We start from the raw sequence: 26,140 nt of genomic DNA, 5'->3' as shown, positions 1-26,140 counted from the left end.
ATAGATTCCAGAATTCCCCTTTTAGGTACCTGTGCACCAAACTATTCTGTAAATTCACTACAATTCTATAAATATGTGAGATAAAGCCTCTTATATCAAGCTCCTCTTTTTTTATGCAAATTGTGTTGAATTGTTCCGTGCACAGGTACCGTTTTTTAATTTAGTCAACTTTAATTGACTATTGACTACACTTAATGGTTAAAATATAATAATAATATAAGAAAAAGCGAGGTGAATTTTAATGAATATTGAGGAACAATTCAATAAAGAGGAGTTTGCCAATCTTCTTGAACGAGCAAAAGGTGAAAGATCTATTAATCAGTTCGCCAATGAAACTGGTGTAAGTGCTGCTCACATTTCAAGGTTCCTCCGACAAATGATTGCCTCACCTCCAACCCCTGAAACAATATCGAAGTTTGCAGCAAAAGCTCATAATGAGGTTACATATCAAGATATGATGATTGCCGCAGGGCATTTGGCAAGAAATGAAGTTGATGAAAATAGAGAAGTGGTAGTTGAAAGAGAATCGCCGATGAATATTAGGCATCGTATGAATGAACTGGAAAAAAGATTTATACAAGTTATTTTAGCAGATCTTTATGAAAGGCCATTTAAATGGAGTGTTGAAAAGCATGAAGGAAGATTTACTCGCCCGGATATGGTACTTAACGTTGACTACGAAGAGTACAACAAATGGTATTTTGAATTCGTTCCAGTAATCCCTGAACGCCGCCATTTTTCCACTATGAATTTTATTCACCTTTATGGACGAATTTCAATGTATGAGCTGTCAGAAACTGATAAATTCACCATTGTAATAAACAGTGAGGAGTTATTTAATAGGATTATGAAGAGACCGCCATTATCTCTTCGAGCTAACTTATTTGTAATGCTAATTGATCTTGAAAATGGGAGAATTATAAAGGAAGAAATATTATGTAGATACAGGAAGGATTAAATTAAGTGGAATATTCAGGAGCTTGCAAAATAGTATTCGTTAAAATATATTTAATAAATTAACGCACTAAAGTATAAAGCAACAAAAAGATACCCGCCAAGCTGCCTAATAAGACAGCCCAGCGGGTAACAATTCACACTTTCGGTTCCCAATTTATAAACTTAAAACCTTCAGTTATGTTTTATGTTGCAGTTATATCTATCTTATTTATTTAACTTTAAATATTTAAACAAATTAATTGGACGAAATGATTTTATAATCATAATTGTAGATATTCGGGTTTCTTTAAATAAAAACAATACTAAGATATTTACTACCTGTGCCACAAGAGTCGCAGTCGCAGCTCCAAAACCACCAAACCTCGGGATAAATATTAAATTTAAAGTAACATTTACTATCAAACCAGCAATAGTATATATAATTGTATATCTTTGTAGCCCTTCACTTATCATCCAGATACTACGTGCTGAACCAAGCATTGCTAGTGTTCCAGCAAAGACGCTTATAGAGAGAATATTTGCTGCTTGTAAGAATTGTTCCCCATAAAGTATAGAAATGATCAATTTCGAGAATATTAATATTATCAGGGTAAATAAGATGCCCATCCATGTCACTATAGAATACAATATCTGAATGGAATTAAAGTATTTATGTTCATTTTCTTTCTTATTTTTCATAATTACTGGCTTAAATGATATTATAAGTGCCATTGGAATAAAGTACCACATTTCTGCAATTCTTACTGCGGCTGAATAAACTCCTAGTTCTGTGTCAGTTGCCATTGATCCGAGCATAACTTGATCAATTCTCATATATAATGTAACCATTAAACCTGAAATTATTAAGTGCCAGCTTTGGGATAATATAGTCCTAGCATATTGAAAATTAAATCGCCATAGTGAACTATTTTCTCGAAATTTAAAATATGCAATCATTAATGCAAATCCAATTAATAGTGCATCAATAATTAGTATAGTTGCATATTGTAGAACTGTTCCATTCATAAAAACAAGAAAAATCTTTAACCCTGAAGAAATAATATAGACGACCATACGGATAATTGAGGATATTTTTGCCTTTTGATGCGCTTGCACCCAATACTCTATGACTTCAAATGCCTTAATTACCATAGCAATAGACATAATTAACACCAAAATATGAAGATTAAAATCAGATGGCTCAATGATTTTAATAATTATAATAGAAAATATGGTTAATATTCCACCGCTTGCTATTCTGAGTATAAGACTAGTACATAATATAGTTCCTTCATCAAACTTTTTATCTAATATTGATTTTACAGTTAATGTTTCTAATCCAAGTGTGGATATTGCAGTAAATAAAGTAACAAAAGCAAGTGCATAATTAAATTGCCCAAATTTCTCTGGACCAAAATAACGGGCGACTATTGCTGTAACAAAAACTCCTACTATCATAGTAATAACTTTATCGCTGACTAACCAACTTGAATTCTTTATAATTTTTGTAATCGCCTCGTTATTAAATATTCCTCTTCTTATCATTTTTTCCCTCTTAACTATATTAGAACTCTATTGCAAATCCAGAAATTATTACGCATAAGCATTTCCTATTGAGACTAAGGAAAACCTAATAATTAAACCTAAGTTTTTGTGTATGATAATATTAACGGCAATATGTTTTATATAATACTTCTTAAATGCCTTCACTTATTCTGTGTAATACACCCGAGGAAAAAGATAGATATTTCTTTAGTATGATGCCCAAAGAAGAAATAGAAATAATCAATAATTAACTTTATTGTTTCTATGAAACAATTCTAGCATCATACTTTCATAATAAATCTACATTAACTTCTTCTGAATACAATTAAATCTTTTAAAGAAAGCTTAATAAACCTTATTTTTGAAACTAGTCCTTTTCTAAGGACCTCTTTTTTTATTGGATCGTTAGTTAATATTATCCGTAAGGGGTGTACTAAAATTCCCAAAATAAATCTAAATACAATACTTATTCTTCTTTTTAAGTAATTATCACTATATGAAACATATTTATAATATCCAATATCTAAACCCTTATATAATTTATTTATATAATCATTCTCTAGCCTTCTTTGTGGAATTATATGCCATAACGCTGCGTTCATATTAAAACCATAATCATATCCTTCTTTTAAAACTGCATATGCAATTTCACCATCTTCTCCAGAGCCTAATTCTTCACCACTTCTTCCCACATTTCTTGTCCAGCCTTTATCCAAAAAATTTTCTATTTCCTTTGTTCTGAGTATCATACCTGCACCAAATGGAAATTTTAATTTTGAATCAATGCCTTGTATATACTCATTATAATCATAATGAGTACATGCTAAATTCGGATATATTATCTTTAAATTCTTTTTTTGATTTTCCGTTGGTTGAAACCTAAGTAGAGGTATACTTGCTCCGTTAATAACTCCTACAGTCGGATTCTCTTCTATATATTTTTTGTTATTTATTAACCATCTAGGTAGTAATATATTATCATCATCTACATAGGCTACCCATGGAGTAATAACGTTAGCAGCATGTTTACGGGCATTACTGACTCCTTTATTAGATTCATATATATAATCAATTATAGGATTTTCCTCCATGTATTTAGTAACTATTTCTTTAGTTTTATCAGTTGATGCATTATCAACTACTAATATCTTATGAACAATATCACCAAGGCCCTCCTGGGATAATATGGATTCAATAACTTCAGATAAATAGGCTTCACCGTTGTAAGTACAAATGACGATAGTTAATAGTTTGTTCATTATTAGTCCTCCAAAAGAGAGATTAAGTAATCAGTGAGATTCCTTTTTATTTCTCTTTTAAATAATTATTTTTCTTAATTATTATCCCTAAAATCACCAATATTAATATCACTATCCATGAGCCTGGGAATTGGAAGTTCCATCTAAAAGAGGATGCAATAGATTGGTATGTTATAAATATAAATAGCATTAAAGTAACAATATTTGTCTTTCTTAGAAATAAATTTGTGATATAGGCGTTAATCATTCCGTAGATTAGTGGAATAATCAAAACTCCAATAATATTAAAATCTAGATAATAATTCATAAGGGATGTATAAAATGCATTGAATTCTACACCATTCCCAATCGTAATTGGATTTTGAGTTAATGGTCCAATAACATAATTAGCAATTTTGTAGTTGGGATCTAGGAAGAGGAATATATACCCAACTAGGTTTTCAATCCCTCCAAATGTTAATTTACCCCAAAATAAACCGTATATATTTATAATGTCACTGTTAATTAGATAATCTAATGATCTAAACGGACCAACAAAATAAACAATCGTTTGACGAAATAGAAGTGAATAACCCTCCATTAATGTATCGATTGTAAAAACACTAATACCTCTTCTTAGCATTGTTATATATGCCATTCCTGTAACTAGCACAAATATTAATATTATTAGCGTTACTGCTTTTAGTTTTCCCTTATGGGATTGTTCCTTTAAATAAGTTTTTCCCTTTAATTTTTGAGCATTTTCTTTAATGGACATTGATTTAAAAACAATGTATGTTACAAACAAATATACCATTAATTCAAAAAAAACTAGCCTTCCTAGGCCAATTTGACTACTAAGAAATATGTTAAATGCCATTAATAAGGTTGTAAAATCTTTTGATTTTTTCCTAAACAACTTTATAGAAAACAATAACATAGTTATTGACATTAATGGTTCGATAATTATGATATTAAACATATATTCCAATGGAGTAGAAAATAAAAAACCAATTTGATATTTAATATTCCTTGCTTCAATTATATTTAGGCTATTTAGAAGCATATTATATTTAATAAAGTAATAGAAAAGTATTGATAATAAAGGCAATTGCAAAATAAATATCCACTTATTATTAATATCAAATGAAAAAATTTTAGGTTGATTCAGCTTTTTTTTCTTAGAGATTACTAAAAAATACCCAATCGTAAACATAAAAATATTTACTAACAATAACAAATAGGTTTGAAAGGAGACGTTATATAAATTATATGGATTAAAGGAAGAAATAATTAACCAAAAAAGCCACCATACCACATAAAAAGTGAGTGGAAACCTATTTGGTCTATTTTTTATTAAAAAATATACAAATAAGTAAAACAAACAGAAAACCAAAATTAATAATATAATCATATGTTCCGCTCCTAAATAACAATAAACAGATTCTTTTATAATGGAGATGATGCAGAATTTTTAATGAACTAAATGATATTCAGAAATAAGATATATATGATTTCTGGTTAAACATCCAAAAATGCAAAAACTAAGATCTATACTTTCCGAAGTACCGTACAACAAATATTGGGAGATTAGATTATTAATGGGATATAACCTTTTAAAGTTCAATTCAACTATTCAATAAATACTTCTTAACGCTATTGTAAAATATGGGGGAATTTTAGAAAGATCATTTTAGTTGTACGTTACTGTGTGATTTGGTAATGAGCCAATATAACAATCCATTATAAAAGATACTTAACAAAAAAATATTATAGATATGACTTATTATAGCCCTCATGTTCAAATTAAATCTATCCACAACGATAAGAAAAGAACTTATTTATTTCAATTTTATCTCATGTAACAGTCAATATTTTTAGCTGAAAAATCTTTTTTTATAATTATAACTATCTTTAACGGGTTTTTATTGAAAGGATTATCTTGTAATTATGCTACAAATAACTCAACATGGGACACTAGTCGCTGGCTCTCGATTCAAGGAGCCCGCATTTCAATAGCGAGCTCTTTCATACAAGACACCATGTCCATCCTTACGTGTAAATCCGTTCTCTATTTTTACTCAATAGTTAATTACTGAATTAATTTGATACTCCCCAATCTTCTATTACTAAATCTACCTCATAATTTGTTTATCATATTTAATATCTTCTCAACTTGTTTCACATTATTTTTTTGTGATAGTACAAACTCTTTTGCTTTAGAACCCTTTTCATATAATTCTTTTTCCGATTTAGATAATGTTTTATCTAGAGTCAAAAAAAGTCCATCTTTTCCCTCAATAATTGGATATATATAATCGCCATATTCTTTTGGCATTCCATCTAACATAAACGCAATTACAGGGGTACCTGATGACATATACTCCATTATTTTAGAAGGAAAACTATATTTGGTATATTCTTCATTGTTCGGCCTCGGATTAACTAGTATAGTTGAAGATTTCTGTAATTGAAGCACTTCATCTCTTTTTAACAAACCTTTGAATATAATTCTTTTATCTCTTTTACAAGCTCTTCGAATAACCTCTTCAGCTTCTCCTGAACCACATATTATCAATCTATAATTATTTGCAGGCAGTTTTTCAAATGCCTTTACTAAATCTACAACACCATATTTTTCATTCAGACCACCGCTATATAAAACAGTTTTAATTCCTTCTTTTTGTGGTATATAATCAACTTTATCAAAAATATTAGTTGAGATTCCTTCTACCACCACAGAAGGAACATTGATATTTAATGCTTGACGCATATAATTCGTTAATAAAACATAGCAATCAATATATTCCATATTTCTATTGATTAACTTTAATTCTACTTTTTTTAAATTATTATATATATAATTCCTATTTCCGGATAAATTCATATACTGTGGTAAATCTGGAACAACTAAACAAGTTATTACATCACTATTCACCTTTTTTACATATTCTAGTAGGTGTGTAAAAGTTGATGTCATGGCATATGCAATAATAATTTTCTTTTTATTGCTTGTAGATAAGGCCCAATCTTTTAAATATGGCTTTAATGTAATGTATCTACTAATGTTTTTAATCCCTGTTATATTTAAGAATCCAACGTTGATATTATCCCGGTTATCCGTATAATTGGAGAAATTATAAGTATCAATAACTATCTTTTTATAGCGTTTTGGGAAGGAGCCAATATATAAGGAGTTGATTATTTTCACTGGTTTTTCTAAATTAGAATTAAGTCCCATAACTAATTCCCATTGCAAATTGTTTGCAGCGTTTTGTATACCACCAATTGAGTTTCCTAAAATTTCATCTTCTTTTTCTTTAGGAAACAATCCCCCTAGAAATACAATATCTAAATTAGTATACAAAACTACTTCCCCCAAACGACTCTATTTACATAATCTGTGTAGGAAAGAATGATTCTGAGTACTTTATCAGAAACATTCGGCATATTATAATCCCCAACAAGCCTTAATGTGTCTTTTTCTTGAGTTTCTAGAACCTCAAGCCCCTGTAAAATTCTCTCTTTTTGTAAACCTACCATCATTACTGAAGCTTCCTCCATAGCCTCCGGTCTTTCATGAGCTTGTCTAATATTAAGTGCTCTAAAGCCCAGAATAGAAGATTCTTCACTAATCGTTCCACTATCACTAAGAACAGCTTTAGCTTTTATCTGAAGTTTTACATAATCATTAAATCCTAAAGGTTTCATTGTCTTCACTAAAGGATTAAATTTTACTTTTTTAGCCTCAATCATATTTCTAGTTCTTGGATGTGTACTCACAATTACGGGCTTATTGTATTTTTCTGCAATCGCATTTAAACTTTCAACTAAATCCAAGAAATTATTTTCGGAATTAATATTTTCTTCTCTATGAGCTGATACCACAAAGTATTTACCTTCTTTTAAGTCCAATCTTTCTAATACATCTGAACTCTCAATATCGTCTTTTCTGGAGTTCAGAACTTCAAACATTGGGCTTCCAGTTTTAATAATTTGATCTGAAGGAAAACCTTCTCTAAGAAGATATTCTCTAGCTATATCACTGTAAGTTAAATTAATATCAGCTGTATGATCAACTATTTTACGATTGGTTTCTTCTGGTACCCTTTGGTCAAAACATCTATTTCCTGCTTCCATATGAAAAATCGGAATATGCCTTCTTTTAGCGGCAATTGCAGTTAAACAGCTATTGGTATCACCAAGAACCAAGAAAGCATCTGGTTTTACCTCTTCAAAAATCGGGTCAATTTTAACCAAAATATTACCGATAGTTTCTACAGCTGTTCCCGTAGCTGCATTAAGAAAATAATCTGGTTTCTTTAGATTAAAATCTTTAAAAAATACCTCATTTAATTCGTAATCATAATTTTGCCCTGTATGAACGAGAATATGATCAATTGCGTTTGATTCTTCTAGTTTATTAATAACAGCCGATAATCTTATAATCTCTGGTCTAGTACCAACAACTGTCATAACTTTTAATTTCTTCATTATTTATACCTCCACGAAATAAGTGTCTGGCCTTTCTGGATCGAAACATTCATTAGCCCACATTACTGTTACGAGATCACTTTCCCCTACGTTTACAATTGAATGTGTATATCCAGTTGGGATATCTACGACCTGTAACCTTTCACCACTTACCCTATATTCAATAATTTCTTTAGAGTCAACTTTTCTAAAGCGGATTAAACCCTCTCCACTTACAACTAAAAACTTCTCGTTTTTAGTATGATGCCAATGGTTTCCTTTTGTAATCCCAGGTTTTGATACATTTACAGAAACTTGTCCTCTTTCAGATGTTCTCATAAATTCTGTAAAAGAGCCTCTATGATCGGAATTCATTTTAAGATCATAAGAAAATTGATCTTCTGGTAAAAAGCTTAAGTAAGTACTATAAAGCTTTTTAGTTAGAGCATCCTCCATATTTGGGATACTTAAATTTGTTCTGCTTGCTTTAAAACTCTTTATACGGTCCGCTAAATCTCCAAGTTTAATATTATGTGTAACAGGTACAACACAAAAATCATCTTGAACAGTCGGCCTTCCCTCTAGAGCTCTAATAAATTCTTCTAACACATCATCTATATAACAAAGATTAAGCTCTGACTCCGGGTTATTAATGTGTATATCAAAGCCACTAGCTATATTATGGCAAAATGTAGCTACCACTGTATTATAATTTGGTTTACTCCACTTACCAAATAAATTAGGAAGTCGATATACATATACTTTAGCATCAGTCTCATAATAATAATTTAATAATAAATCCTCTCCAGCTTTCTTACTTCTTCCATATGGGTTATCCTTTTCTGCTTGAATAGATGAGGTTAGAAGCACAGGGGCTTTATTATTATGTTTTTTTAATAATTCTAGTAACTGAGAAGTTAAATCAAAATTACCTTCCATAAATTCCTTTTCATCTTTAGGTCTATTAACCCCAGCTAAATGAAAAACAAAATCACATTTTTTTGTATACTTCTCAAGTAATGATAAATCGCTTTCTCTAGTAAATTCAAAAATATTACTATACCCTTTATTTTTAAGCTCAGCTATAAGGTTTTTTCCTACAAACCCTTTTGCTCCTGTTACAAGAATATTCATCACTCAAAACCACCCTTTAATTCATAACGTGAACTTTATTATTCCACTCTTTTAATTCATTTTGTACATAATCTAATTTAAGTAGTGTTTCTTTAATTTGTTCAATAGTAAGGATTTGTGTATTATCCGAATTATACTCTTCTACAGTAGTAAGTTTTTGGTCACCTTCAGCAAAATACTTATCATAGTTAAGATCTCTTTGATCAGCGGGAACTCTATAGAAGCCAGGTAAATCCTCTGCTTTTACGTATTCCTCTTTTGTAAGAAGTGTTTCATAACGCTTTTCTCCGTGACGAGTTCCAATAATTTTAATTTCATTATCCGCATTAAATAATTCTTTAACAGCTTTAGCAAGATCTCCAATAGTGCTAGCTGGAGATTTTTGAACCATGATATCTCCTGCCTCAGCATTTTGAAATGCAAATACTACTAACTCAACTGCTTCTTCTAAACTCATAAGAAATCTTGTCATATTAGGATCAGTTACTGTTAAAGGCTGACCACTTTTAATTTGTTCAATAAATAATGGTATAACTGAGCCACGTGAGGCCATCACATTACCATATCTAGTTCCACAAATCAGTGTCCTTTCTGAATCAACAGTTTTCGATTTAGCAACAAATACCTTTTCCATCATTGCTTTTGAAATTCCCATTGCATTAATTGGATACGCAGCTTTATCGGTTGAAAGACAGATTACCTTTTTTACTCCATAATCAATAGCAGCTGTTAATACATTATCAGTGCCCATTACATTAGTTTTTACAGCTTCGAGTGGGAAAAATTCACATGAGGGAACTTGTTTTAATGCCGCTGCATGAAAAATATAATCCACACCATGCATAGCATTTTTAACACTTGCTAAATCTCTTACATCCCCAATATAAAATTTTAATTTATCATTTTTATAATGCTTTCTCATATCATCTTGTTTTTTCTCATCTCGCGAAAATATGCGAATTTCCTTTATATCAGTATCTAGGAATCTTTCCATAACTGCATTGCCGAAAGAACCTGTTCCACCTGTTATCAATAGAGTTTTATTTTTGAACATATGGTTACCTCTTTTCTATTATTTGAAATGTCTCATTATGATTTCATATGAGTGCTTGCTTGTATAGTTTTCTTCTAAATACCTTCTAGCGTTAACACCCATTTGTTTTCTTAGTTCTTTATCACACAACTGTTGCAGTGTTTTATTGAATTGTTCAGTGTTATTACTCTCACACCAAAATCCAAATTTACCTTGCTCAATAACTTTTCCAATATCAGTATTTACATCAGTTGCCGCTAAAACAGGCATAGATGCCTGCATATATGAGAGAAGTCTGGATGGGAAATTTGGTATTGTAAAGCGTTTGTCTAGAAAAATTAGCCCTACATCACATGAATTAGCTAGAAGTTCATAATCATCTTTTGGTAGTTGAGCAAATAACTGTGCATTAGTTAGCTTTTCACTATTAAAAAAGCTTTTAAGTTTATTAAACTCTGTACCTGATCCGGCAATAACAAAATAAACTTGATTATTATCTTTATTGGCCTTTAAACACTTAATTAAGAAATCAATACCTTGAGGCTTTCCAAGATTGCCTCCATATACAAATACTGTTTTATCAAAAGGTATATTGTACTTTTGTCTAATTTTCCTAACCTTGGTTTCATCTTTTTCTATCGTTAAAGGTTCTATACTATTTGGGCAGACCTCAACTGTATCAGTTGGAACTTCAGCATTATTTTTTAAGACAAAATCCACATTCGCCTGTGACATACATCCAATAAAGTCTGACTGAGCATACAGCTGCTTTTCTTTTAACCTAAAATATTTATAAATAAGACTGTTTTTACTAAACATGTTTAGATCAACAGCGTTTTGAGGGAAGATATCTTTTAACAATAGATAGGATTTTGCATTATCCCTTTTTTTTACATAGCCAATTACTTTTCCAAATGTTATCGGTGGAGTTGAATAGATAACTAAATCAAATTTTATATCCTTTATATGTTTCTTAATCGCCTTTAAAAATAAGCTTTCTATCATAATGGTTGAAATTCCCTTTTCAATAACGTTCGTTTTGGTAATATTACCAATTCTGACTCTAAGAAACTGTACTCCATTTTCATTTACATACTCAGTCGGTTTATTCAATCTTTTTTCTCTTGGACTAACAACATATACCTTATGCCCTTTATCTCTAAATTGTCTTAGCAAATCAGTATATATTCCTCTAAATTCCAAATCATTTAAACGACCAATTGATAAAAATAAGATATTCATTTTTTCACCCTGATCACTAGTTTCAGCATTATGTGAAGGCAATTACTTTATTCCTCATGACTATTATTTCATTAAACTTCATCATATTAATTCCTTCTTCATACTCGCCAATTACATCCACATTCATATTTCCGTTTATATTATTAATAATCATCTCTGGTATGTTTACCCCACTTTCAAAAGCATGTGGGTAGCCTCCACCAAAACGAGGGTTAACTTCAGAGATGTAATATTCTCCTTTAACTTTAAAAATATCAATATCAATAATACCTTTAAATCCAATCACCTTTACGAACTTCTTAATTAGTTCAAATAGCTGATTATCTTTAATCGAGACCGACTTATCAGTTTCACCGGCCCTCATTTTTAACTTTTCCTTTGTAAATATGGCTACCGGATCACCAGAGATCATATCGATGTAAACATCTGCTCCGTATTCAGTTCCGTCCATAAACTCTTGAATCATTAAATTATCAAATCTACCAAACAATAGTTCAATTTCTTCTTTGGAAGTAACCTTGCTTATGTTGATACTTGCGCTCCCTTTAACAGGCTTTACAAATACTGGATAGTTAATAATTCCAGCTTCCACATCCATATAAAACTGCTCTTTGTCTACATAACTTTTAACAGTTTGGAATCCATTCTGAACCAAAAACTCAAACATTTTATACTTGTCAAAACACATATCAACTACATTCGAATCTGAGATAATAGGCATCGTACCAATATCTAGGAATGCTTGCTTGTGTTCTGCGAGAAGACTAAGTTCAGGATCTATCAATGATAAGACGGCTTTAATATTATTCTCCTTGCAAATAGAAAGAATAACATCTAGGTATCCCTCATCTCCCATTCTTGGAACAATAAAGTGTTTGTCTGCTTCATATAAAGCAGGTGCCAAATTGCTGCAATCAGTAGCAATAACAAGCCCATTGTTGCCTAGTTCTTTTTTAAAGTACTGTACAATTTTATTTCTTGTCCCGCAGCTTAGTATTAGTATATTTAAATCGTTACCCATTAGTCAGATCCTCCCAAATGTTAGACTGCTAAAAATCAACTGATTTAATTAGCTACATTGCTATAATCAAATGAATTTTTCCATTAATACTAAATCCTTATATTCACCTTTAATAAATCGTTCATCTTTAAATTTTCCTACTTTTTCATAACCTAGGGAGTGCCACATATGTGTAGCTGATTCATTATCCAATACAACATTTAACTTTATTTTCCTCAAGTTTAAATACTCTTTCGCAAACTGCTCGATTAATCTACATGATTCTTTTCCGTATCCTCTACCCTGAGTACTTTTGTTTCCAATGTAAAGGCCTATTTCACAGGTACGATGAATCCAATTAATACTATATAAACCTACCATTCCGATAGGTGAATTTTCATTATCACAAATGATAAATCGCTTATTATTACCTGTAGTATCTATCATAGAGTCCATCCACTTTTCTTGTTGATCAATAGATGTTGGCATAAACCCCCCACCTAAATATCGATAAGTTTCCTCATCGTTTTTCCATTCATTTAAGAACGTAATATCTTGCTTGAGAATAGGCCTAAGATATACTTTTTCTCCTTTAATCATTTCCCCATCCCTTCCATTACGTATAAAAAGCCTTTATATATTACCCATAATTAACAAAATATTAATAATCCTATTAAACTATCCAATATAAATTTTTCTATAAAATGCTCCTCATTAACATAAAACTCTCTGCATTTTCAACACAAACTGTTGAACCTCTAAACTTTGAAAGAGCTTCAATCGCATCTAAAGATCTAGGGTGTGGAAATTGTTTAATTTGTGTTTTAAAACAATCCATCGCCTTAAGTTTAAGACCTATCGTATCAGTAATGTCGCTCCAGACATTTGGAATAAATGCGTTATCTACAGTAGGAGTATTCCACTCAGTTTCCGATAATGTTTCATAAGCATATATTGCTTTTAATTGAGGATTATTAAATGGGCGTAAGGCTACCATAGCGCTATATGTTACCTCTGCGTGGTCAAAGTTCATATCACCTTTATGAGGTATAAATACTATGTTCGGTTTTATTTTTTCAACAACTTCTAATATTTTAGAATTAATATTCACAGTTGGTGTATGTCTTAATTGGATTACAGGTAATCCTAAAAAGAATGTTTCTTTCACTCCTAACAATTTATGAGCCTTCAACGCTTCTTCCTGAATCAACTTAACTCTTTCTGGATTATCTCCACTCGTAACCTCACAAACATACACTTCATGACCTAACTTGGAATACTTTGCCATCGTTCCGCCTACACCCAAAACCTCATCATCATTATGTGGTGCAAATACTAAAATTTTCATATATCCACCTCTATATATTTTCAAACTATTTAACTTTTATTAAACTTATGCCCAATTATAAATTTCACATCCTCATTCGTCTCAAGATGATGAACCCGAAGAAGACCGTCAACGCAAACAATATCTATAAATTCATTTGATATATTGGCAATTTGCCCTGGTATTCCAATGTACTTGGTATTCTCTATACATTCAGCTTTCCAAAATATAGTTTTAATTTTTCCATCGTAGTAGGAAAAAGCTCCCGGGAAAGGCTTTGAAGTCGCTCTAATAAGCCGGTAAATATTAGAAATTGGCTCATTCCAGTTGATTACTCCATCCTCAGGTGTTCTTTTTAATAAATAAGTTGCTTCTTCCTCATTTTGACGCATCGGTTTTATCGATCCATCCTTAATTTTAGGAAGTACTCTTCTACTCAATGTTTTCAATGCTTCTCTAGACTTATATATAACATCTATTACATAATCTTCTTCTGTAATAGTGTATTTTTCCTGACCAATAATATCGCCGGAGTCCATACCTTCATCGATAAAGAAAAGTGAACACTCTGACTCTGTAACACCTAGTAGTATCTGCCATACTAGTGCTGCTCTACCTCTATACTTTGGTAGTGGCGTAGGATGAAATCCTATTACTCCTTTTTTCGCAGAATCTATAATCTCTCGTTTTACTAACTGAGACAATCCAATTACAAATATATAATCTGGATTAATATTTTTTATTTCATTTACATGTTCTTCATCATTTATCTTCCTGAATTTCCTATAAGGTATATTATTAGCTTCCGCCAACTCATGGATTGGTTCATAACCCGAAACATTCAAGGAATATTTTTCATCTAGTGAATAAACCATATCAATCGGAAAATTCACCTTTATCATTTCTTCTAATAACACCTTACTCGAACCAACAGAACCAATTAGAATAGACCTCATATCAATCTCCTCGAATAGTAAACTTTGACATATTAATCATTAACTACATTACTTTTTGATTTTGTTTTTTCCCTTTATTGAAACGTTCTTCACCAAATAAAACTATAGCAACTGTTTTAAAGAGTATTTTACAATCTAGTAAAACTGAAAAATTTTCTATATACTCAATATCATATTGAATCCTTTGTTCCCACGGTAATGTAATGTTTCCGTTCACTTGTGCAAGTCCTGTCATTCCTGGGCTCATGTTAAGTCGTTTCAACTGATACTCTGTATATTTCTCTACTTGTTTCATTACCGTTGGCCTAGGTCCAACTAAACTCATATCACCTACCAACACATTAATAAGTTGAGGAAGTTCATCAATCTTTGTCCTCCTTAGAATTTTACCAATGCTTGTTAACCTATCTTTGTCCTTTGAGAAATCTAAATCTTTTTCTGCTTCCGTATCAACCTTCATCGTACGGAACTTTAAAATTTGAAATAACCGTTTATTTTTCCCTACACGTTCTTGTTTAAAGAAGATAGGACCGGGCATTGTGAGTTTAATAAGTAAAACCACAATAAGAAGCAGGGGTGATATAATAAGCAATCCTAAACCACTTCCTATGATATCCACTAACCTTTTAATAAATAAGTTTAAAGTTCTCACCGCTCATCCCCACAACCCTTTAATTATCTTAACGACTCTTTCTAAGTCTTCATCCAACATTTTCGTATCAGAGGGCAAACAAACACCATTCTCAAACAATTTCTCCGAAACACCTTCACCAACAAAATCATATTTCTCAAAGAATGGCTGCATATGCATCGGTTTCCAAATCGGCCTTGACTCAATATTCTCTGTTTCCAATGCATTAAATATATCAATTGGTCGTACTTTACCAGTCAACGTAATGGAACTTAGCCAATAATTCGGTTCATCCCATTCATTACTAGGCATGAATTCAACACCTTTAAGCCCACCAAGCTCCCTCTTATAAAATTCTAAGATATAATTCTTCTTTGCAACTCTCTGATCTAACACCTTAAGCTGCCCTCTACCAATCCCCGCAACAACATTACTCATTCGATAATTAAACCCTAATTCGCTATGCTGATAGTGTCTAGCTTGGTCCCTTGATTGAGTTGCCCAAAATCTCACCTTGGCAATTCTCTCTTCATTATTGGAAACCAGCATTCCACCCCCGGAAGTTGTAATAATCTTGTTTCCATTAAAAGAGAAGATGCCATAGTCACCGAAAGTCCCAGTATGCTTACCTTTATAGTAAGTACCCAGAGACTCAGCAGCATCTTCAATAACCGCTACATTATGCTTCTTACAAATCTCCATAATTTTATCCATATCTGCTGACAGACCATATAGATGAACTACCAGTACTGCCTTTACTTCTGGATACTTTTCAAAAGCTTCTTCTAATGCTTTTGGGCTCATATTCCAAGTTTCATAATCACTATCGATAAATACAGGAATAGCATTTTGATAGATGATTGGATTTGCAGTAGCAGAGAAAGTAAGTGTTGGACAGAAGACAATATCCCCTTCTCCCACTCCTGCTGCTTTAAGAGCTAGATGAATAGCAGCTGTTCCTGAAGACAATGCTGCAGCAGCTTTAGAGCCAACCTTCTCAGCTAGTTCTCTTTCAAATCCATTTACATTTTCACCAAGGGGCGCAATCCAGTTTGTATCAAAAGCCTCCTTTATATATTGCATTTCATAACCCTCATCACTCATATGTGGTGAAGAGAGGAATATTCTTTCTTTCACTTTTGTAGACTCCATCTTCTAGACTTCCTTCCCTTGTTAAGTTATTATTTTAGTAGATTAGGACTTAATTGGAATCTGTTATTCTTGCATTCCAAACAACTACTAAACCACTAAAATTGTTATCTACTACTGATAGCCACCTCGCATTAAATATGCAATATGAGAAATAGATAAAAATATCAATATATAGTATGTTTAACCGTTATAAAACCAACTTAACTACTACATATTGTGTTTTGTTATCGATTTCCAATACTCACCTCGTAATATCTATTCAATCAACTACATTCAATCACGAAGTATTTTCATTTCCACACTAATTTCTACCTTGTTTCTTCCTATTAAACTACCATTCAATCAAACCTTAAAAACTACCAAAAACACCCGAAACACTTATGTCCCAAGGCTTCCAGCGTCTTATCTTATTACGATAGTCACTTCCATATATACATTCAATCAAATACATTTTTACCGAATTAGTAACATCAGAACAAACCCATCAAAACGCCGTATTTTCAACGTCCGTAGCTGTTCCTATCTTTTTCGATAAGAACAAAAGCTATTCTGAGGTGGTCGACATTTTTCATCTCCCACCTTTCTTACCTTTTCCTTGTTCAAGCTGCTTCTGAGTAGTCTTCACATGTTCAATAAAGTCTCGTTCAACTTGCGTTAATTGATCTTTACTATGTTCTTTATATTTTTGATACTCTGATTCTGCTTTAAGCTTTGCCTTTTCGTGGCTAATTTTTCCCGCATGATTTAACAATTCACTACCACTCATTTTAATGAAGTCATCCAATTTCTTTATCCAGTCCTTCATATACATAGGCCTTTGTCTAATTGCCTGTAGCTCAGCAAATTCTAAATAAGCAGTAACTAATCTATTCAAAATTTTCATCTCATCTTCACTTAAATAATTCTTGGCAACAGAGGCATCCGCTTTTCTTAAACTTTTCCCAGCAAAAGATGTCATTCCCATGAATTCCTTCTCTGCATCGGCACGCAAATATACAACTTCTGCAGCTGTGTGACCATGAGCTGCATAGTGCATTTTATTCTGTACTATCTGGAAAAACTCTGTTGATTCAGATGTTCTTGGATCATAATCTATACTCGTTGCATAAATATCAAGTATTTGACGATAGAAGACTTTCTCACTTGATCGAATATCTCTAATGCGTTCTAGAAGTTCCTGAAAATAATTACCCCCTCCCGCATTCTTAAGGAGGTCATCATTCATAGCAAAACCTTTTTGTAAATACTCTTTTAAGATACCGTTAGCCCATATACGAAATTGTGTCCCACGTAGTGACTTTACCCGATAACCGACTGAGATTATAACATCGAGGTTATAGTAGTCAACTTGATATGTTTTACCATCAGTCGCAGTTGTTGCAAATTTTGCAACAACTGAATCACGTTCGAGCTCTTCTTCAGTAAATACATTTTTTATATGTCGTGAAATTGTAGACTTATCCCTCTGAAATAGATCAGCCATTTGGTCTATTGAAAGCCATACCGTATCTCCATCAAAATTTGTTTCTATTTTAGTTAAACCATCTACAGACTGATACATGATTATTCTCGAATCCATCAGATCACCTACTTTATATAGATTCATTAACTTCCATGGGTTCTATCTACCATACATTCTCACGTCTCATTCCACAATCAATCATCACCATTCAATAAACACTTAATTCCATTTTATTACTTAACCCATTACGATTGAATGGTATTACCTACACCCTTTTTAAACACTTAAACTTTCTTAAAAAACAGCCCAAATCCTTGGTAATTCTAGCATTCTATAACTATATCTTAATAGCGTTCTCCATTCTTTGAATTTGTTCAATCTGTTTTCAGAATACTCTTACTTAAAAAGCCTGTTAAATCAACATTTTCATAACCCATATATTTATAAAAGGGCGTTTTGTATCTAATTTATCTACATCATAGTGGCCCCATAACCAGTATACACTATAGATAAAATCTATATATCGTGTGATTCATTGATTTCCCTTACTCCCCACACACTATATCTTGTGTTTATCTCTGTAACATTCTCACTTCCATTGATTCATTCAATCCTTCTCAAAACCCGAAAAGGTTTATCCAAACCAAATAGCAGCTCAAACGAGCTTACCAGGCATCTAACCCACCCTCACACCACTCCCCCGGCAACACTAGCCTAAGGATCACTCCCACAAAGTAGTCGAGTACCTCCATTGATAAAGATTAGGAGACATCACCTAATAACAAAACAACCAGCCAGGCACACCGCACCTGACTGGATTAACTCTCTTACAAAAATGGCACCTCTTCCTCTTCATCAGAATCCTCATGATCCGAATGAATTGAACATTCTACATCGCCTTCTTCATAAACAATCAAACCATCCTCAGGACATATCACACCATCCATATTCTCTCTAAAAAACTCATCAAAAATCACTTGAGAATGATCCACATTATGTAACGATAAATGTCTTTCATAATGATTTTTCAATTCGAGCCTCGTACTATCACATACACCAGCTTTCTTAGCCTCTATTAAATTACTAATACCAAAGGTAGCAATAGATGCTACAATTCCCAAAATCACAATTACCGCTAACAACTCGACCAAAGTATAACCCTTTTGATTAATACTCCTCACCTCATTGCACATATTCAATCCTGGTTCATCTATTATAAATACCGAAGGTTTAGCAGGAGTTCCTTCTATTATATAGTCTCTTTCACAACAATCTTATCTAAATAAGCGAGCAGGTCATCTCGCAACTCCGGCCGCTTCAAAGCCATCTCAATCGTCGTCTGAATAAACCCTAATTTCTCTCCCACATCATACCGTGTACCTTCAAAGTCATACGCATACACAAACTGTGACTCATTCAACGTCTGAATTGCATCCGTTAACTGAATCTCTCCACCAGCACCCGTCTCCTGATTCTCCAAAATATCAAAAATTTCCGGAGTCAAAATATAACGACCCATAATCGCCAGATTAGAAGGTGCTGTACCTGCTTCTGGCTTCTCCACAAAACGATTTACCTGATAACGTCTCCCGTCCTGAACCGAAGGGTCAACAATTCCATACCGATGCGTCTGCTCCGGTGAAACCGTTTGAACTCCAATCACCGAACGTCCCAACTTATCATACTCATTCATCAACTGCTTCAACCCTGGCACTTCCGCATCCACAATATCATCACCGAGCAGAACCGCAAATGGTTCATCCCCAATAAACTTACGTGCACACCATACTGCATGCCCTAACCCTCTTGGTTCCTTCTGACGAATATAATGAATCTCAACATTCGCTGACTTTTTCACTTCATCCAGAACATCCAATTTCCCTTTACTTTCTAATAACTGCTCTAGTTCCAACGAATTATCGAAATGATCTTCAATCGCTCGCTTCCCTTTACCAGTTACAATCAAAATATCTTCAATTCCTGATGCTATTGCCTCTTCAACTATGTACTGAATCGTTGGTTTATCAACAATCGGTAACATCTCTTTTGGCATTGCCTTAGTTGCAGGTAAGAATCTTGTCCCCAATCCTGCAGCAGGAATGATTGCTTTTTTAACTTTTACCATTCTCTTTTCCTCCTACAGCACCGAAGGTGATGCTTCTTTAAATCTCTTAAAAAGTCCGAAGGACCGCCCTCAAACAGATTGCAAAACCTCAGCCTCCACAACCTGCTTCCTCTCCATCAAACTCCCCACATTCTTCCGATTCGCCAACCCAACCAAAACGCCTTTCAACTCCGAAGGAGTCATCCCAGGTATTTTTTCTAACACATACGCAAGTTCACTGCTCGATATCGGCGTCGCCCGCCCAATATGAATCTTAGGAAATACGAAACCTTGTTGAATCTCCGCCGGATCAAGTAGCTCTTCATACATCTTCTCACCTGGTCTTATCCCCGAGAATTTGATACCTATTTCGTCCACCGTATAACCTGACAACTGTATGACATTTTTCGCCAAATCCACAATCTTCACCGGCTCACCCATATCCAACACAAACACCTCGCCACCCTTGGCTAACGTCCCTGCCTGAATCACAAGCCGTGATGCTTCCGGTATCGTCATAAAATACCTTGTCATCTCTGCATCCGTCACCGTCACCGGCCCACCTGCTGCAATCTGCTTCTTAAACAGCGGCACCACTGAACCACGTGACCCTAACACATTTCCGAATCGTACTGCTGCAAAGTTTGTCTTACTCGTCTTCGCTAAATTCTGCACGATCATCTCCGCAAATCGCTTCGTCGCCCCCATGACATTCGGTGGATTGACTGCTTTATCAGTAGATACTAAAACAAAATGCCCGACACCAAATGTATCCGCTGCTTCAGCCACATTCTTCGTCCCGTAAATATTGTTCTTCACCGCTTCGAACGGATTCGACTCCATCAGTGGAACATGCTTATGCGCTGCTGCATGATAAATCACATCCGGACTGTATGTTTCCATTATGGTAAAAATACGCTCTCGGTCTTGGACATTGGCGATAATAGGAAGAATCTCCGTTCCTGCGGGAACCTTATCTCGGAGTTCCATGTCAATTAAGTAAATGGAATTCTCTCCGTGCCCGACTAACAACAATTGTTTCGGATTAAAACGTAGCACCTGCCGACAAATCTCCGAACCAATCGACCCTCCGGCACCCGTGACAAGAATCGTCTTGCCTGTCAGTTTCTCAGAGATGGCGCCAAGATCCAGTTGGACTTCTTCACGTCCAAGAAGATCCTCGATCTTGACATCTTTGATATCACTCACTGATACTTTCCCAGTTAACAAGTCTTCAATCAGTGGCATCGCCTGCACCTTCACACCCGTATCCACCGCTCGCTGTTGAAGAACAGCTGAAGTCGTCTTATCGAGAGAAGGAATCGCAATAATGATATGCTCCGCATTCAGCTGATGCACATGTTCTTTTAGTTGTGCTGTATCTGTTAATACCGGCATGCCGAGAATCTCAAGACCTGCTCGGTTTTTGTTGTCATCAATAAACGCCACCGGATGTAATGGAGAGTCGTAGCTACGTAGTAACTGACGAGCGACCATGGTTCCTGCTGAACCCGCTCCGATAATAATTGTGCGTTTCTTGTTCGTGTTCTTTACACGAGGGACGACACTATCTCGGAAGACTCGCCATGATAGTCGTGACCCACCGATCAAGATAATATGTAACATCCACGTAATGATCAATGCCCGCATCATCACATTCCCCGTGAAGATAAGTTGTGCTGCTGCTACTACAACAATCGACAATGTAACTGCTAAAGCAATCGACACCAGTTCTCGAATGGATGCATACTCCCAGACTTTCTTATAGAGTCCGAAGAACATCGCAAATGCATTATGGGCCATAAAAATCGCGAGTGAACTAACGAGCAAATAACTTTGCGCGAAAGGATTATCGACAGGATATAAGAAGAAATAACCGATAAAAATTGAAAATAAGACAATAATTGAATCTATGAAAATAAGAGCAGACATCCGTCGTTTCAGCGACACATGGTAGCCTCCTTTCCCTTATAATCTTGTAGGAATTATACCATTAACCTAGGTTCTTCGGAATGTATTATATGGATTTTTACACCATCCCAATAGTTAAATCGAAAGTCAATGCGACAATTCACTTGTTTATTTATTAAATTTCCATACAAACCGCGCAATTCGACAAACACCCCTTCTAAATATATGTCTGAATTACAATTTTTTTGATTTAAATCCAAATAATCGATTTAAAACCGTTTCTTTCTTCTCAATTTTCAGTAAAACTTTATTTTCCAACAGTCTTTCGTTATTTTCGAGCAAGTACTCTACGAATTCTTGTCGATTTTTGTTTTCTAAATAGGATAACCCGTCGTCGAATTTGAAATCTCGTGTTGAATCATTATGTACATCAGACCCATAACAATGTATAAGTCCTTCATCAATCATTCGTAAAGCAATCTTTTGCACGTCTTTCCCAAATGCCCCTGCTATTGTGCCTGCTGTCACTTGTGCATAGGCTCCTAAATCAATCAACTCTTTTAACTTAGCCGGTTGATTTGCAAGAAGCTTATTTCGTTCAGGATGGGCAATAATCGGGAAATACCCCTGATTCACTAGTTGTTTCACAATTTCTTTTGCAAAGAGTGGGACAGTTGCAGATGGAAATTCAATCAGGACATAATTCGTATTATTTAATGTCGCTACTTGTTGACTCTTAATCTCAACCATGATGTTTTCTGTAACGCGTATTTCATGTCCTAAATATACTTGCATCTGTATGTTCTCACTCTTAATCCACTCCGTAAGCAGCTGGAGCTTTTCTTTCACTTCTTCTATGTCCGCATGGTACGAAGGATGCAGTGCATGAGAAGTAGCAACAATCTGCTCTATCCCCTCTTTTTCTGCTAGTCGAATCAACTGTTGCGTCTCCTCAAACGTCTTTGGCCCATCATCCACTCCCCAAATGATGTGTGCATGCATATCGATCATTGTATAGACTCCTCTCTCATGAAATGTTCTTCTAACTACATTCATTCTTTAGCAAGAGAATAAATTCACGCAAGCCACGATGACTCCTAGAGCATCAGAGGATTCTCAAGACCCCACAGTGGTGAGCGAAGCGCAAGCTTCGGGTACCCACGAGGAGGCTTGAGGATTCTCGCTCAGGAAAGCGAAGTGGTTTGCGCGGATTTTAAATTGTCTCTTCACAGACCCAAGGTTTGAATGTAGTTATAAAAAAAAGAGCACGCATGCTCTTATTCTTCTTCACCGTAATATTGGTAATAGTAGTAATGTTCTTTCTCAAACTTGTATTGATTAAGGATGACACCCAGTACTTTCGCCTGCGATGCCTCAAGAAGTTCTTTTGCACGACGTGCGCTCTCTTTATCCGTATTACCAGAGCGGATGACCAAAATTGTGCCATCTGCTTTATTGGCTAGAATCTGTGCATCGGTAACAGAAAGAAGTGGTGGCGCATCAAAAATGACCATATCATACTCTTCTTTCAATGTAGCAACTAGCTCATTAAATTTATTCGACGCAATCAGTTCAGATGGGTTTGGTGGGATTGGACCACTTGTAATGAACGAAAGGTTCGATCCCTCTGTATGCTTGATTACTTGGTCAAGCGTACCTTGGGCCGTCAAAAAGTTGGAAAGACCCATTGTGTTGTCACTGTGCATCGTCAAGTGAAGCGTCGGTTTCCGCATATCACAGTCGATAAATATGACTTTCTTTCCTTCTTGCGCAAACAAATGAGCCAAGTTAACAGACGTCGTCGATTTCCCTTCTGCTTGAACAGAAGACGTAAACAACAATGTACGAAGTTCACCAGCAGGGACAGAGAAGTTGATATTCGTACGTGTCGTCCGATACTGTTCACTGATTAATGATTTCGGGTGTGTTTCGACAACAATTTTTCGTGATTGTTCGACCACGACTTTATTTTTCTTTGCCATCAGCTACACCTTCTTCCTGCGTGTTGTCTTCGTACCTGTTTCTTCCGGAATCGATCCAATCAGTCCTAATACCGGAAGACCTAGACTTTCTTCTACATCTTGCTCTGTGCGAACACTTGTATCTAAATACTCAAGCAAGAATGCGATACCTACGCCTAGCATTAATCCAACAACAGCTGCAATGGCCATGTTCAGCATTGGATTTGGTTTGATTGGAGATGGATTGTCCATATGTACTGCAGGTGATAGAATGTTGACATTATTCACGTTCATGAGTTCAACGACTTCTTCTTGGAATACTTCTGCAGTCATGTTCGCAATATCTACCGCTCTAAAATGCTCGGTATCTTGCACACTGATATTGATAATTTGTGAGTTTTGTTCATTGTTTACTGTGATTAAATTCGTTAATTGAGTGGGCGTTGTATCCAGCGCTAAACGTTCAATCACTATATTTAAAATGGCCGGGCTTTTGATAATCCCGTTATATGTATTAATTAATTGCAGGTTTGTTTGAATGTCTTGTGAGGAGAACTGAGGAAGCTCGGTCGTCTCTTCTTTTTTATTCACTAAAATCTGTGTTGTAGCTTGGTAGACGGGTGTTAATACTAAGTAACTGATTAAGCCGGCCGCAAGCAAGCCTAATGCAATGAGGGAAATAATCATCCACAATCGCTTCTTCAGCACTTTAAATAGGTCTTGCAAACTAATCGTTTCTTCCATTCGTGCCTGTGTCTCCTTTATCGGTCATTTGGTTTACTTGTAGTAGTATAGCATAGGAAGTGTCAAACATTAACAAAATTTCATGAAAAGGAAAAGGACCGCATTCCTGAGCACGTATCCCGAAGCCTCCTCGTGGTTACCCAAAGCTTGTGCTTTGCTCCCCACTGCGAGGTCTTCGGAATCCTCTGATGCTCTAGGAGTCGGTCCTTTTCTCGATATTTCTATATAGCAATTAAAAACGAATTCTTTATAATTCATTCTTTTTTGAATAAATGCTCTTCTTACTTATCCAACGTTAGCGTACTTGTGAAAGGATACTGTTGCGGCGTTCGGCTTTACGGGCTTCGTAGTCGGAGACGAAGCTGTCAGCGTAGCCTTCGGAGAAGCCGTTTTTCTTCAGGTCATTCTTGATAGCACCAAGAAGTGCGTAGAAGGCCCCGTCTGTATTGGCTTCAAGTTCACGAGCGGCAGCGTTGTATTTGTTGAAGAAGTAAGCATAACTGACGCCTTCTTCTGTGTTACTTTTTGATACATATTCCGTTTTCGCACGACCGATCAAAGCGTTTAGTTTTGTGTCGGCTTGTCCTTCAAGTGCAGCAAATGTTGGCTCATATTTTGATTTGATGCTTGCAACAGTTACCGTTGCTTGTTCACCGGAACCACCAGTGGAACCACCGCTCGAGCCAGAACCACTTCCTCCAGAAGAACCTCCAGTGGAACCACCGCCTGAGCCGGAACCACTTCCTCCAGAAGAACCGGATCCTGAAGATCCCGTTGTTCCTGAACCTGTCGACCCAGTCCCATTGTCAGTTGAACCAGACGAATCATTTGATGAAGCATCACCAGTGGATGTTCCATTAGAATCACTCGATGACGTATCCGCAGAAGCGAAGTTATTACCTTCTGCCTCTCCGTCTTCGATGACATTTCCTTGGTCGTCGATTTTCAGTACTGTACCGTCTGGTAATTCAATGACGTACGGTTCACGAACAATTTCTTCGACTTCCGTATCTGCAATGTCGTACTCTTTTAACGCCAAGAAATAATACACGGTGCCCCCTGCCAGTAACAATAAAGTCAGAATGGAGCCCAAAATAACCCATAGTTTCTTTCGTGATTTTTTCTTCGGGACGACCTTTACTTTACGTTTTTTTCGAACTGTTTCTTCCATCGTATGTTCACCCTCTAGCTATAGAATCTCATAAAAATTAGTATATCATACTGATTCCTGACACTGTATAGACCCATAGTTGGGAAATACGACTTATTTTTTGGCATCAATATATTTTTT

At 34.8% G+C, this 26,140-nt stretch carries 23 protein-coding genes; 1 reads left to right on the top strand and 22 read right to left on the bottom strand.

Annotated elements, in window-relative coordinates:
* Window positions 1–241: 241 nt before the first annotated feature.
* Entirely contained in the window at window positions 242–958 is a 717-nt protein-coding gene (locus ACFO0S_RS03900) for a hypothetical protein (RefSeq protein ID WP_378140385.1), read from the top strand.
* 203 nt (window positions 959–1,161) lie between these two features.
* On the opposite strand, the gene ACFO0S_RS03895 is transcribed toward ACFO0S_RS03900, so the two are convergent.
* The 22 genes from ACFO0S_RS03895 to ACFO0S_RS03790 all read right to left on the bottom strand — a co-directional run bounded on the left by ACFO0S_RS03895 (window position 1,162) and on the right by ACFO0S_RS03790 (window position 26,020).
* Entirely contained in the window at window positions 1,162–2,481 is a 1,320-nt protein-coding gene (locus ACFO0S_RS03895; RefSeq protein ID WP_378140383.1) for a flippase, read from the bottom strand.
* Between the two features lie 305 nt (window positions 2,482–2,786).
* Window positions 2,787–3,740, bottom strand: a complete 954-nt coding sequence (locus ACFO0S_RS03890; protein WP_378140381.1) for a glycosyltransferase — start codon at window positions 3,738–3,740, stop codon at window positions 2,787–2,789.
* A gap of 46 nt (window positions 3,741–3,786) precedes the next feature.
* Window positions 3,787–5,133: an O-antigen polymerase gene (locus ACFO0S_RS03885; RefSeq protein WP_378140379.1), complete on the bottom strand. Its 1,347-nt coding sequence runs from the start codon at window positions 5,131–5,133 to the stop codon at window positions 3,787–3,789.
* Between the two features lie 726 nt (window positions 5,134–5,859).
* Window positions 5,860–7,086, bottom strand: a complete 1,227-nt coding sequence (locus ACFO0S_RS03880; protein WP_378140377.1) for a glycosyltransferase — start codon at window positions 7,084–7,086, stop codon at window positions 5,860–5,862.
* Window positions 7,087–7,088: 2 nt separating this feature from the next.
* Window positions 7,089–8,213, bottom strand: coding sequence for a non-hydrolyzing UDP-N-acetylglucosamine 2-epimerase (gene wecB, locus ACFO0S_RS03875; protein WP_378140375.1), 1,125 nt, complete (start codon window positions 8,211–8,213; stop codon window positions 7,089–7,091).
* Between the two features lie 3 nt (window positions 8,214–8,216).
* Window positions 8,217–9,326, bottom strand: coding sequence for a capsular polysaccharide biosynthesis protein CapF (locus ACFO0S_RS03870; protein WP_378140373.1), 1,110 nt, complete (start codon window positions 9,324–9,326; stop codon window positions 8,217–8,219).
* 16 nt (window positions 9,327–9,342) lie between these two features.
* A complete protein-coding gene (locus ACFO0S_RS03865) occupies window positions 9,343–10,380 on the bottom strand; it encodes a polysaccharide biosynthesis protein (RefSeq protein ID WP_378140371.1) in 1,038 nt (345 codons plus the stop codon).
* Window positions 10,381–10,398: 18 nt separating this feature from the next.
* Window positions 10,399–11,643 carry a glycosyltransferase family 4 protein gene (locus ACFO0S_RS03860; protein ID WP_378140369.1) on the bottom strand — a complete coding sequence of 415 codons (1,245 nt, stop codon included), beginning with the start codon at window positions 11,641–11,643 and terminating at the stop codon, window positions 10,399–10,401.
* Entirely contained in the window at window positions 11,630–12,622 is a 993-nt protein-coding gene (locus ACFO0S_RS03855) for an ATP-grasp domain-containing protein (RefSeq protein ID WP_378140367.1), read from the bottom strand. Before ACFO0S_RS03855 ends, ACFO0S_RS03860 begins: the two co-directional genes overlap by 14 nt.
* 66 nt (window positions 12,623–12,688) lie before the next feature.
* A complete protein-coding gene (locus ACFO0S_RS03850; RefSeq protein WP_378140365.1) occupies window positions 12,689–13,201 on the bottom strand; it encodes a GNAT family N-acetyltransferase in 513 nt (170 codons plus the stop codon).
* Window positions 13,202–13,298: 97 nt separating this feature from the next.
* A complete protein-coding gene (locus ACFO0S_RS03845) occupies window positions 13,299–13,949 on the bottom strand; it encodes a PIG-L deacetylase family protein (RefSeq protein ID WP_378140362.1) in 651 nt (216 codons plus the stop codon).
* A gap of 29 nt (window positions 13,950–13,978) precedes the next feature.
* Complete coding sequence (locus ACFO0S_RS03840) at window positions 13,979–14,884, bottom strand: methionyl-tRNA formyltransferase (protein ID WP_378140360.1); 906 nt, start codon at window positions 14,882–14,884, stop codon at window positions 13,979–13,981.
* 43 nt (window positions 14,885–14,927) lie between these two features.
* Window positions 14,928–15,536, bottom strand: coding sequence for a sugar transferase (locus ACFO0S_RS03835; RefSeq protein ID WP_378140358.1), 609 nt, complete (start codon window positions 15,534–15,536; stop codon window positions 14,928–14,930).
* A gap of 3 nt (window positions 15,537–15,539) precedes the next feature.
* Window positions 15,540–16,652, bottom strand: coding sequence for a DegT/DnrJ/EryC1/StrS family aminotransferase (locus ACFO0S_RS03830; protein WP_378140411.1), 1,113 nt, complete (start codon window positions 16,650–16,652; stop codon window positions 15,540–15,542).
* A gap of 583 nt (window positions 16,653–17,235) precedes the next feature.
* The gene (locus tag ACFO0S_RS03825) at window positions 17,236–18,246 is read right to left on the bottom strand and encodes a virulence RhuM family protein (RefSeq protein WP_378140356.1); all 1,011 of its coding nucleotides are present in this window, start codon (window positions 18,244–18,246) and stop codon (window positions 17,236–17,238) included.
* 710 nt (window positions 18,247–18,956) lie between these two features.
* Window positions 18,957–19,280: a type II secretion system protein gene (locus tag ACFO0S_RS03820; protein WP_378140354.1), complete on the bottom strand. Its 324-nt coding sequence runs from the start codon at window positions 19,278–19,280 to the stop codon at window positions 18,957–18,959.
* A 98-nt stretch (window positions 19,281–19,378) separates the two neighbouring features.
* Window positions 19,379–20,254: a UTP--glucose-1-phosphate uridylyltransferase GalU gene (galU, locus tag ACFO0S_RS03815; protein ID WP_378140352.1), complete on the bottom strand. Its 876-nt coding sequence runs from the start codon at window positions 20,252–20,254 to the stop codon at window positions 19,379–19,381.
* 69 nt (window positions 20,255–20,323) lie between these two features.
* On the bottom strand, window positions 20,324–22,183 hold the full coding sequence (locus tag ACFO0S_RS03810) for a polysaccharide biosynthesis protein (protein WP_378140348.1): 1,860 nt from the start codon (window positions 22,181–22,183) through the stop codon (window positions 20,324–20,326).
* Between the two features lie 195 nt (window positions 22,184–22,378).
* Window positions 22,379–23,155 (bottom strand): tyrosine-protein phosphatase, encoded by a 777-nt coding sequence (locus ACFO0S_RS03805; RefSeq protein ID WP_378140346.1) that lies wholly within the window; start codon window positions 23,153–23,155, stop codon window positions 22,379–22,381.
* A gap of 266 nt (window positions 23,156–23,421) precedes the next feature.
* Window positions 23,422–24,126, bottom strand: coding sequence for a CpsD/CapB family tyrosine-protein kinase (locus ACFO0S_RS03800; protein WP_378140344.1), 705 nt, complete (start codon window positions 24,124–24,126; stop codon window positions 23,422–23,424).
* Between the two features lie 3 nt (window positions 24,127–24,129).
* Entirely contained in the window at window positions 24,130–24,849 is a 720-nt protein-coding gene (locus ACFO0S_RS03795; protein WP_378140341.1) for a YveK family protein, read from the bottom strand.
* A gap of 295 nt (window positions 24,850–25,144) precedes the next feature.
* Window positions 25,145–26,020, bottom strand: a complete 876-nt coding sequence (locus ACFO0S_RS03790; protein WP_378140339.1) for a hypothetical protein — start codon at window positions 26,018–26,020, stop codon at window positions 25,145–25,147.
* Between the last annotated feature and the right edge of the window lie 120 nt (window positions 26,021–26,140).

The organism is Chryseomicrobium palamuruense (assembly GCF_042649045.1).
GTDB lineage: Bacteria > Bacillota > Bacilli > Bacillales_A > Planococcaceae > Chryseomicrobium > Chryseomicrobium palamuruense.
Note: the sequence above shows the minus strand (reverse complement) of the source record. Positions and strands in the feature narration are given on the sequence as shown.

Excerpts from the sequence above, each read along its gene's own strand:
- ACFO0S_RS03900 (WP_378140385.1), top strand. The coding sequence starts at position 242 with ATGAATATTGAGGAACAATTCAATAAAGAGGAGTTTGCCAATCTTCTT.
- ACFO0S_RS03895 (WP_378140383.1), bottom strand. The coding sequence starts at position 2,481 with ATGATAAGAAGAGGAATATTTAATAACGAGGCGATTACAAAAATTATA.
- ACFO0S_RS03890 (WP_378140381.1), bottom strand. The coding sequence starts at position 3,740 with ATGAACAAACTATTAACTATCGTCATTTGTACTTACAACGGTGAAGCC.
- ACFO0S_RS03885 (WP_378140379.1), bottom strand. The coding sequence starts at position 5,133 with ATGATTATATTATTAATTTTGGTTTTCTGTTTGTTTTACTTATTTGTA.
- wecB (WP_378140375.1), bottom strand. The coding sequence starts at position 8,213 with ATGAAGAAATTAAAAGTTATGACAGTTGTTGGTACTAGACCAGAGATT.
- ACFO0S_RS03870 (WP_378140373.1), bottom strand. The coding sequence starts at position 9,326 with ATGAATATTCTTGTAACAGGAGCAAAAGGGTTTGTAGGAAAAAACCTT.
- ACFO0S_RS03865 (WP_378140371.1), bottom strand. The coding sequence starts at position 10,380 with ATGTTCAAAAATAAAACTCTATTGATAACAGGTGGAACAGGTTCTTTC.
- ACFO0S_RS03855 (WP_378140367.1), bottom strand. The coding sequence starts at position 12,622 with ATGGGTAACGATTTAAATATACTAATACTAAGCTGCGGGACAAGAAAT.
- ACFO0S_RS03850 (WP_378140365.1), bottom strand. The coding sequence starts at position 13,201 with ATGATTAAAGGAGAAAAAGTATATCTTAGGCCTATTCTCAAGCAAGAT.
- ACFO0S_RS03845 (WP_378140362.1), bottom strand. The coding sequence starts at position 13,949 with ATGAAAATTTTAGTATTTGCACCACATAATGATGATGAGGTTTTGGGT.
- ACFO0S_RS03840 (WP_378140360.1), bottom strand. The coding sequence starts at position 14,884 with ATGAGGTCTATTCTAATTGGTTCTGTTGGTTCGAGTAAGGTGTTATTA.
- ACFO0S_RS03825 (WP_378140356.1), bottom strand. The coding sequence starts at position 18,246 with ATGGATTCGAGAATAATCATGTATCAGTCTGTAGATGGTTTAACTAAA.
- galU (WP_378140352.1), bottom strand. The coding sequence starts at position 20,254 with ATGGTAAAAGTTAAAAAAGCAATCATTCCTGCTGCAGGATTGGGGACA.
- ACFO0S_RS03805 (WP_378140346.1), bottom strand. The coding sequence starts at position 23,155 with ATGATCGATATGCATGCACACATCATTTGGGGAGTGGATGATGGGCCA.
- ACFO0S_RS03800 (WP_378140344.1), bottom strand. The coding sequence starts at position 24,126 with ATGGCAAAGAAAAATAAAGTCGTGGTCGAACAATCACGAAAAATTGTT.
- ACFO0S_RS03795 (WP_378140341.1), bottom strand. The coding sequence starts at position 24,849 with ATGGAAGAAACGATTAGTTTGCAAGACCTATTTAAAGTGCTGAAGAAG.
- ACFO0S_RS03790 (WP_378140339.1), bottom strand. The coding sequence starts at position 26,020 with ATGGAAGAAACAGTTCGAAAAAAACGTAAAGTAAAGGTCGTCCCGAAG.